General features: G+C 74.4%; 7 protein-coding genes and 1 pseudogene. 1 reads left to right on the top strand and 7 read right to left on the bottom strand.

The window, feature by feature from the left end; all coding sequences use genetic code 11:
- A pseudogene (locus G3I42_RS05120) lies at positions 1 to 307 on the bottom strand (hypothetical protein); the annotation flags it as partial.
- 145 nt (positions 308 to 452) lie between these two features.
- Positions 453 to 1,013: a TetR/AcrR family transcriptional regulator gene (locus G3I42_RS05115; protein WP_164282766.1), complete on the bottom strand. Its 561-nt coding sequence runs from the start codon at positions 1,011 to 1,013 to the stop codon at positions 453 to 455.
- A 110-nt stretch (positions 1,014 to 1,123) separates the two neighbouring features.
- Between G3I42_RS05115 and G3I42_RS05110 the strand changes: the two genes are divergently transcribed.
- On the top strand, positions 1,124 to 2,635 hold the full coding sequence (locus G3I42_RS05110; protein ID WP_239096273.1) for an MDR family MFS transporter: 1,512 nt from the start codon (positions 1,124 to 1,126) through the stop codon (positions 2,633 to 2,635).
- 136 nt (positions 2,636 to 2,771) lie between these two features.
- Here G3I42_RS05110 and G3I42_RS05105 read toward each other — a convergent pair whose 3' ends face one another.
- The 5 genes from G3I42_RS05105 to G3I42_RS05085 form a co-directional block, all read right to left on the bottom strand.
- Complete coding sequence (locus G3I42_RS05105; protein ID WP_164282764.1) at positions 2,772 to 4,520, bottom strand: hypothetical protein; 1,749 nt, start codon at positions 4,518 to 4,520, stop codon at positions 2,772 to 2,774.
- Between the two features lie 212 nt (positions 4,521 to 4,732).
- On the bottom strand, positions 4,733 to 5,221 hold the full coding sequence (locus tag G3I42_RS37390; protein WP_239096272.1) for a hypothetical protein: 489 nt from the start codon (positions 5,219 to 5,221) through the stop codon (positions 4,733 to 4,735).
- A 369-nt stretch (positions 5,222 to 5,590) separates the two neighbouring features.
- Positions 5,591 to 6,235 carry a response regulator transcription factor gene (locus G3I42_RS05095; protein ID WP_164282762.1) on the bottom strand — a complete coding sequence of 215 codons (645 nt, stop codon included), beginning with the start codon at positions 6,233 to 6,235 and terminating at the stop codon, positions 5,591 to 5,593.
- A complete protein-coding gene (locus tag G3I42_RS05090) occupies positions 6,226 to 7,338 on the bottom strand; it encodes a histidine kinase (RefSeq protein WP_164282760.1) in 1,113 nt (370 codons plus the stop codon). Before G3I42_RS05090 ends, G3I42_RS05095 begins: the two co-directional genes overlap by 10 nt.
- Positions 7,339 to 7,354: 16 nt before the next feature.
- Positions 7,355 to 8,113 carry a DedA family protein gene (locus tag G3I42_RS05085; protein WP_164282758.1) on the bottom strand — a complete coding sequence of 253 codons (759 nt, stop codon included), beginning with the start codon at positions 8,111 to 8,113 and terminating at the stop codon, positions 7,355 to 7,357.
- Positions 8,114 to 8,502 lie beyond the last annotated feature (389 nt).

The following is an 8,502-nucleotide window of genomic DNA, read 5'->3' as shown; positions in this document are numbered from 1 at the left end:
GCGCCCCCGCCCGCAGCCCCCGGGCCGCCCCGCGCGGCAGCCACACCGCGCTGCCAGGGCGTACCTCGTTCCCCGCCGCCGTGCCCGTGCCCGCGACGACGAGCAGCAGCACGTCCAGCGCGTCCTCGCGGTGCGTGCCCACCTCCTCGCCCGGCCCCAGCCGTACGAGGTTCGCGTCGAGCTGCCGCCCCTCCTCCGCCAGCCGCCACAAGGCGCCGCGCGCCTCGTCGGGGGCCTCGCGCAGCACCGTGTCGAAGTCCGCGAGGAGGCGGGGAGCCGGTGCCGGGGCGGGGGCGGGTCCGGTCATGGAAGTGCCTTTCGGGAGGCGTCGCGCGTCGTGGGCGGCGGGCGGCGGTACGGGTCCGTGGGCATTGTCCGCCCCGGGGCGCGTCCGCACACCGTCCCTGCGCCCGTCCCGCCCGGAATCCCGCGCGGCGCCCCGTACCCGCCCGCTACGCGACCAGCGGCAGCACGATCGTGTCGACGATCTCTTCGAGCACCTCGTCCGGCACCGGCGCGAACGAGATCAGGATCTCGTGGCGCAGCAGGTCGAAGGGGAGCCTTTTGATCCGCTCCGTCAGGCGGCCGGGGGCGATCTCGCCGCGCGCCGCCGCCCGCTCCCAGATCACGTCGCTGTTCGCCTCCCGCGCGTCCGCCAGGAGGTCGCCCGGGTTCGTGCCCGTCTCCTGGTAGTAGCCCGCGAGGTGCGCGTTCATGACCGTGATGAGCCGCACACGGGTCTCGTTGATCGTCCGCATCAGGGTCAGGACGTCCCCGCGCAGGCTGCCCGTGTCGGGCACGTCGATGTGCGAGCGCTCCAGTACGTGCGTGACGGCGGCCCGTACGAGCGTGTCGCGGTCCGGCCAGCGGCGGTAGAGGACCGGCGGGCTCGTCCCCGCGCGCCGTACCACCGCGTCCATCGTGAAGCCGGCGTACCCGTGCGCCGTCAGCTCCTCCCACGCCGCGTCCAGAAGCGCCCGCTCCAGCGCGGCCCCGCGTCGCCGCTCGGCCATCCACGTACCTCCCCGGCCGTTTAGATAGACTTGCCTATCTAAAGCACGGCCCTTACTCTCGGTCCCGGAAGCTCTAGATAGGACTCTATATCTTAAGGCGGTCCTCCGTCATGCCCTCCTCCCTGTCCCCCTCGGCGCCCCCGGGCCCCGCGCCCGGCGCGCCCGCCCCCGTCGACCCGGCCGTCTGGCGGCTGGCCTTCACGGTGGTCGTCGGGGCGCTCGCCGTCGTCTTCGACACGACGATCGTCAGCGTCGCCCTCGACGACCTCACCCGCTCCCTGCACGCCTCGATCGCCACGATCCAGTGGGTCAGTACGGGCTATCTCCTCGCCGTCTTCGTCACCATCCCGCTCGCGAAATGGGCCCAGGCCCGCGTCGGCGGCAAACGCCTGTGGACCGGCGCGCTCACCGTGTTCCTGCTCGGGTCCGTGCTCAGCGCGCTCGCCTGGAACGCGCCCGCGCTCATCGCCTTCCGCGTCGTCCAGGGCATCGGCGGCGGCATCATGATGCCGCTCATGGCGACACTGATCATGCAGGCCGCGAAGGGCCGCGAGATCGGCCGCGTCATGGCGACCGTGACCCTGCCCACCGCGCTCGGCCCCATCCTCGGCCCCGTGCTCGGCGGCCTCATCCTGAGCGTCGCGAGCTGGCGCTGGCTCTTCCTCGTCAACATCCCCTTCTGCCTGGTCGGCGCCGTCCTCGCGCACCGCAACCTGCCCGACGACCGCCCGGCCACCGACGCCCCCCGCCCCCGTCTCGACGTCGTCGGGCTGCTGCTGCTCTCGCCGGGCGTCGCCGTGCTCCTGTACGGGCTCTCGCGCGTCGAGGGCAGCGCGGGCTTCACGAGCGCGGGCGTCCTCGTACCGCTGCTCGCCGGGCTCGTCCTCGTCCTCGCCTTCGTCGCCCGCTCGCTGCCGCGCCCGCACGCGCTCATCAACCTGCGGCTCCTGCGCCACCGCGCGCCCGGCGCCTCCGCCGCCCTGCTCTTCCTCGGCGGCACGAGCCTGTACGGCGCGATGCTGCTCCTCCCGCTCTACTGGCAGCAGGTACGGGGGCAGGGCGCGCTCGGCGCGGGGCTGCTCCTCATCCCGCAGGGCCTCGGCGCGCTCGCCGCGCGGACCCGCGCGGGGCACCTCACCGACCGGCTCGGGCCGCGCCCCGTCGCCCTCGCCGGCTTCGCCCTCGTGACGCTGGGCACGCTGCCCTTCGCCCTCGCCGACGCGCACACCGATACGGCTTTGCTCCTGGCCGCGCTCTTCCTGCGCGGACTGGGCCTCGGCGCCGCGATGGTCGCGCTGAGCGGCGCCGCCTTCATCGGCCTCGCCCACCACGAGATCCCGGACGCGAGCATCATCTCGCGCGTCTCCCAGCAGATCGGCGGCTCGGTCGGCACTGCCGTCCTCGCGGTCGTCCTCCAGCACACGACGGCGAGCGCCGCGACGGTGGCGGACGGCTACGGCGCGGCCTTCTGGTGGGCGCTCGCGGCCACGGCGGTGGCACTGCCGCTGGCGCTGCTGCTGCCGGGGCGGCGCGGGGAGGCGGCCTCGTCGGGGGAGGGGGCGGAGGCGGCCTCGTCCGGGGAGCGTGCGGAGGCGGCCGCGTCCGGGGAGGGGGCGGGGTAGCGGCGGGGGAGGGTCGGCCCGGGTGGGGCGTCCTCCGTACGCGGTCGGCGCGGGGCCGGTTACGTCGGCCCGTCGCCCGTCGCCCGTCGCCCGTCGCCCGCAGTCCGTCGTCCCGTCGCCTCGTCGCCTCGTCCGCTCAGGAGGACGACAGTTGTGTCGTGATCTCCTTGATCCAGTACGCCTTGCGGGACTCGTCGTCGAGACTCGCCTCCCACTCCGGCCGGGACAGCCGTTGCTGGGCCGGGCCGGCCTTCAGCACCTCCAGGAACTCCCGCGCGTAGCCCCGCATTTCGGCCGACGTGTGCTCGCTGCCCGCGACGCCCGGACCGGCGGCCAGCGCGTACAGCCTGCGGGCCGCGTGCTCGCGCTCCCCGTTCTTCGCCTTCTTCCAGAACTTGAGCGAGTACGCGAGTGCCTCCTCCCGCGAGACCGGCTCGGCGTGCTCCTCGCCCTCCCCCGCGAAGCGCTCGGGGTGGCGGACCTCGTTGTAGCGCTTGGCCCCGGCGCGGTACGTCTTCCAGCCCGCGCCCGCGAGGATCACTCCGGCCGCCGAACCGGCCAGCGCCCAGCCGACGGGGTTGCTCGCCAGGCCCGCCGTCGCCGCCGCCGCGATCGTCACCGCCCCGGCCGCGCCCTTGAGTCCCTCGCCGCCCAGCGTGAGTGCCTGCTTGCCCAGCTTGAACTTCTGCTTCTTGACGCCGGTTTCGCGTACCGAGGAGAGCGCGGACAGCTCCCTGTCCCGGTTCTCGGCGTCCCTGACGGCCCCGGCGGCCGCCGCGAGGTTCCGCATGGCCTCCTCGACGGAGTTGACGGCGGCCGCCGCCGTCTCCGCGTCGCGCCACGCGGCGAGGTCGCGCAACCACTCCGCGTCCCGCAGCGCCCAGCGCGCCGTCCGCTCGGCCGCGTGGAGCCGCGCCATCTCGTCGGCGCCGGTCGGCTCGGGAAGCTGAAAACCGCGCATGGCACGGTACTTGCGCGTCGTGAGCCGCACCCGGCGCCCGGCGCGGCCCGCCTTCGCGACGGCGGTCACCGCGGACACCGTCCCGCTCGCCTCGGCGACCGCAGCCGCGTCCGCCATGCTCCCGGCCTTCAGCGTCTCGCGCGCGACGGTGAAGATGTCCGCCACCGAACTGGCGCTGCTCATCAGGCTGTCCATCGCCTTCACCCGGAGCGACTTGTGCGGGGCGTGGGCGGGGGCGCCCTCCTCGGTGCTCGCGATGTCCTTCGCCGCCTTGCGCGCGCCGATCCCGCCGACCGCGGCGCCGAGCGCGTCCACGAGCAGATTCTCGCCTCCGGCCGCCATCCCCGAGTGGGCCACTCCCTCGGACAGTTCGGCCTCGTGGTGGGCCGAGGCGCCTTGGGAGATCCCCGCGTTGATGGGAATCTGCCCGTAGCGGACGCCGGTGTCGGGGATGTCGGCGAGCGGCTTCGCCTCCTCTATCCCCTTCACCGCCTGATCGCGCGCGCGGCGCGGGGCGGCGGGAACGGCTTCGGGGGCGTCGTTCGCCTCCGTACTGGCGCGGTCGGTGCTCCTGCGGTCGGTGCTCCTGCGGTCGGTGCTCCTGCGGTCGGTGCTCGTACGCTCCGCGCTCGTGCGGTCCTCGGTGGCGCGATCCGCGCTCGCACGGCTTCTGCGCGTCCCGTTCGTTCCGTGTGTTCCCTCCGAGCGGAGCGAAGCGGTGTCGGGCTCCGGCGTCTCTTCCCGCTCCGCCGATGCCGCCGTCGCCCTGGCCCGTTGCACCACCTGGGTCGTCGCCCGGTTCCCGGCGCGGGACTGGAGGGTCAGCAGCGCGTGCGCGGCGGGACCGGCGGCCGGTTCGCGACGGCGGACGGTTGGCGCGACGGCGGTGCGCCGGTGGGGGTTCGCGTGCATCGGGGTGCTCATGGGGCGCCGCCTTCTCGTACCGGAGCCGTCTGCGAACGGACGGACCGGACCGAAGCTAGCGAGCCCGCACGGGCGTGCGGAGCGGCTACGGGGCAGCACTGCGGAGCGGAGGGGCGGACTCGGCGGAACGCCCGTCAGACCGTCCACATCGCGAGATGAACGCGCGACGAACGGGCCGTGGAGTGCGAGATAAGCGCAGGTCAATGCCTGTTTTAGCGCTGCGGGGCGGGTGTGCCCGTGAGGGACGGCGACGAGGGCCGGGCGGCCCTGGGGGAAGTGCGCGGGGGTGTACGGCCGTGGGGGCGGCCGGGGGCCGGGCGTGGGGAGCTCGGGTGTACGAGCTCGGGGGCGTACGGGCGTCGGCGGCTCGGGGGGTACGACCGTCTCGACCGGCCCGCCGCCGCGGCAGCGAGGCCCCAGCCGACCGGGGTCGTGGCGAGACCCGCGGTCACGGCGGTCGCGATTGTCGCCGCGCCGCTCGCCGCCTTCAGGCTCTCGCCCGCCGCGCCGGCGACGAGTTTGCCCATCTTGTGGCGCTGCTTGCTGAGCGAGTAGTCCTGCGAGTCGGCCATGGGGTTGGAGTCCTCGGCGTGCCTCAACTTCGCCGCCGCCTCCTTGACTTCGCCTGCGGCGTCGATGGCGGTGTCGAGGGCCTGGTCGAGCTGTTCGGCGAACTGCTCGCCGCCGTCCCCGTCCCCCATCCGGTCGAGCGCGACGTAGGGGCGGCCGAAGGCCAGTTGACCGGCGGCGTTCGCCTCGCCGAGGCGCGTGAGGCGTCTTCGGGGGTACGTACGGGCTTGTCGAGCCTCTTCAGCACGCTGTACTTGCGCTGCGTGAGCGCGAGGCGGCGGGTGTGCGGGCGTCGGGTCTGCCGGGCCTGGCGTCGTACTGCCGGGCCCTGGGCCGGGTCTGCCGGTACCGGCTGCGGGGACCGGCCGGTCAGACAGGAGCGGGCGCGGGGTGCCGCGCGGAGCGGTCTCGGGGGCACCATGCGGGGTCCGCAAGGGCGGGACGGGCGAGGCCGATGGGACGGCCGTACAGGGGAAGCTCCTTGGCCGGGATGGCCCGTCTCAGCCCTCCAGGTAGCGGAGCACGGCGAGCACGCGGCGGTTGTGGGCCGGGGAATCGGGCAGTCCCAGCTTCTGGAAGACGGAGTTGAGGTGCTTCTCGACGGCGCTGAGCGAAAGGTGCAGCCGCTCGGCGAGGGCCGCGTTCGTGTGCCCCTGAGCGAGCGCTTCGAGGACGGTCCGCTCGCGCGGCGTGAGGCGGGCGAGGGGATCGGCACGTCCCGTACGGGCGAAGAGGCGGCGCACGACCTCCGGGTCGATCACCGTGCCCCCGGCCCGCACCCGCTCCAACGCGTCGAGGAATTCCCCGACTTCTCCGATGCGGTCCTTGAGGAGGTACCCGACCCGCTCCACGCCGTCCGCCAACAGGCGTGCGGCGGAGGTACGTTCGACGTACTGGGAGAGAACGACGACACCGAGTGCCGGGTGTGCGGCGCGCAGCGCGACGGCGGCGCGCAGGCCCTCGTCGGTGTGCGTCGGGGGCATCCGCACGTCGAGGACCACGAGTTCGGGCCGGTACGCGGCGACGGCGGCGGGCACCGCCTCGGCATCACCGAGCGCGGCCACGACCTCGTGTCCCTCCTCGGCGAGCAGCCGTACGAGCCCCTCGCGGAGCAGGGCCGAGTCCTCGGCGAGGATCAGGCGCACGGTACCTCCGCGACGACGTGGGTGGGACCCCCGGCGGGGCTGTGGACGCGGAGGCTGCCGCCGAGTGCGGCGAGCCGCCCGTGCAGCCCCGCGAGGCCGCTCCCGGAAGGGTCGGCACCGCCGTGGCCGTCGTCGTCGACCCGTACGGTGAGGACCCCGTCGGCGCGGCGGAGGACGACACCGACGCGGCTCGCACCCGCATGCTTGAGCGTGTTCGTGACGGCCTCGGAGACGACGAAGTACGCCGCCGTAGCGGCCTGTTCGGGTATATCGCCCGCGACGTCCCAGCGCACGGCGAGCGGCAGCGGGCTGCGCGCGGCGATCCCTTCGAGCGCCTCGCGCAGCCCCGCCCCTTCGAGCGCCGAGGGGTAGACACGCCACGCCACCTCGCGGAGCTCCGTGAGCGCCGCCCGGCACTCCTCGCGCGCTTGGGCGAGCAGCGCCTCGGCCCGTGCGGGATCACCGGGGCGCGCGGCCCGCCCGAGCAACAGCGAGAGTGCGACGAGACGTTGCTGCACCCCGTCATGCACATCGCGCTCGATCCGCCTGCGTTCGGAGTCCACGGCGCGGATGACGGCGGCGCGCGAGGCGGTGATCTCGGTGAGGCGGCGGCGGAGTTCCTCGTCGTCGCCCGGTGCGAAACACGCGTACGCGGCCCGTGCGTCGTCCCTCGCGAGCGCCCGTACGCCCTGCACGGCGAGAAACAACAGCGCGCCACCGAGGACCACTTGGGCGAGCAACGCGCCCGGTCCCACGGAACCCCGCACGAGCCCGCGCAGGAGGAGCACGGCGAGCACCGCCCCGAAACCGAGCAGCGCGAGCACGACGGCGGTGAGTGCCCCGGTCGTCGCGCGGTGGGCGAGGTGGCGGACGAGCTTGGCGGGTGGAACCTCGTAGCCGGGCGGGAAGGCGTCGCCGAAGAACCGTTCGCGGCGGACGCGGTCGGCGCGAGCGAGGCACCCCGCGAGCCCACCGGGGCCGCGTACCGGCAGAACAGGGCCTCTGACCAGCAGATACGCGGCGAAGGGGAGCGCCAGCAGGCAGCCGAGCAGCGTGCCGGCCGCAGCGCGGGGGAGGCGAAGTGCGGGCGCGGAGAGTGCCACGGTCAGGGACCCTAGCTCAGGGGCGCCGATGGCGGCCCGGGGTTTCGGGCCGCTTGCGGTTCCGTACGAGGACGACGAGCCACACCGCGAGCGCAGCGGCGACGCCCACCACGACGAGTCTGCTCGCAAGGCCCGCGTACCGCTCCACCAGCTCCCAGCGGTCACCGAGGAGGAAACCCGCGTACACCAGAACGGAGTTCCAGGTGAGGCTGCCGATTGCCGTCAGCACGGTGAAGGCCGCAAGCGGCATCCGGGTGAGCCCCGCCGGGACGGAGACGAGACTGCGGAAGACGGGGATCATGCGGCCGAGGAGGACGGCTTTCGTGCCGTGCCGCCCGAACCACGCCTCGGTGCGCTCCAGGTCCGAGACGCGGACGAGCGGAACGCGTGCCCACAGGGCGAAGAGGCGATCGCGGCCGAGCCCGGCGCCGATCCCGTAGAGCGCGAGGGCGCCGACGACGGACCCGAGCGTGGTCCAGAAGAGGGCGGAGGCGAGGGTGAGAACCCCGCGCCCGGCCGCGAAGCCCGTGAGAGGCAGAACCACCTCGCTGGGCAACGGCGGGAACAGGTTCTCCAACGCGATGGCGGCCCCCGCGCCGGGGCCACCGAACTGCTCGACGAGGTCGGTCGCCCAGCCGGTGAGGCCGCCTGGGGTGGCGGTGGGGGTGGTGGCAGTGGCGAGGGCTGGGGCGGGGGAGGCGGCGGATGCGGATGCGGAGGCGGCGGACGCGGCGGATGCGGGGAGGGCGACGGTCGCGGCGGGCAGGGCGATCATGGGGGCTCCTGTGGGAGGGGTCCCAGCACGGTACGAAGGAGGAACGAACGGCTGGAACGTGGTTCTCCGCAGGAGGGGGTGAGGTTTTCCACGGGGGTGGGGGCGGGGTGGGGGTGCGGGCGTGAGCCGGGCTGGGGGGTTGGGCAGCGGGGTGGGGGTTTGCGTGGTGGGCGGGGGTTTGCGTGGCGGGCGGGGGCTTGCGTGGGGCCGGGTTTGTGTGGCGGGGTCGGCGGGCGGTCCTTGCTCGTGCTGGGTGCGACTGAGGGCGGGTACGCGCGCCGTTATGGGCTGTGGGCGGGCAGCCTTGGGTGTGGTGAGGGTCGGGCTGTGGGTGGTTATGCGGGCTGCGATGGGCCGGCAGCGGACAGCCCCCACCCGCCCTGGGGGGC

This window comes from Streptomyces sp. SID11385 (genome assembly GCF_010548245.1).
In the GTDB taxonomy this organism is placed as follows: Bacteria; Actinomycetota; Actinomycetes; order Streptomycetales; family Streptomycetaceae; genus Streptomyces.
The sequence above is the reverse complement of the archived record's forward strand: the minus strand, read 5'-3'. Positions and strand labels throughout refer to the sequence as shown.

What these genes read in the sequence shown, in the direction of transcription:
- G3I42_RS05115 (WP_164282766.1), bottom strand. Translation starts at nt 1,013, where the DNA reads ATGGCCGAGCGGCGACGCGGGGCCGCGCTGGAGCGGGCGCTTCTGGAC.
- G3I42_RS05110 (WP_239096273.1), top strand. Translation starts at nt 1,124, where the DNA reads ATGCCCTCCTCCCTGTCCCCCTCGGCGCCCCCGGGCCCCGCGCCCGGC.
- G3I42_RS05105 (WP_164282764.1), bottom strand. Translation starts at nt 4,520, where the DNA reads ATGAGCACCCCGATGCACGCGAACCCCCACCGGCGCACCGCCGTCGCG.
- G3I42_RS37390 (WP_239096272.1), bottom strand. Translation starts at nt 5,221, where the DNA reads ATGGGGGACGGGGACGGCGGCGAGCAGTTCGCCGAACAGCTCGACCAG.
- G3I42_RS05085 (WP_164282758.1), bottom strand. Translation starts at nt 8,113, where the DNA reads ATGATCGCCCTGCCCGCCGCGACCGTCGCCCTCCCCGCATCCGCCGCG.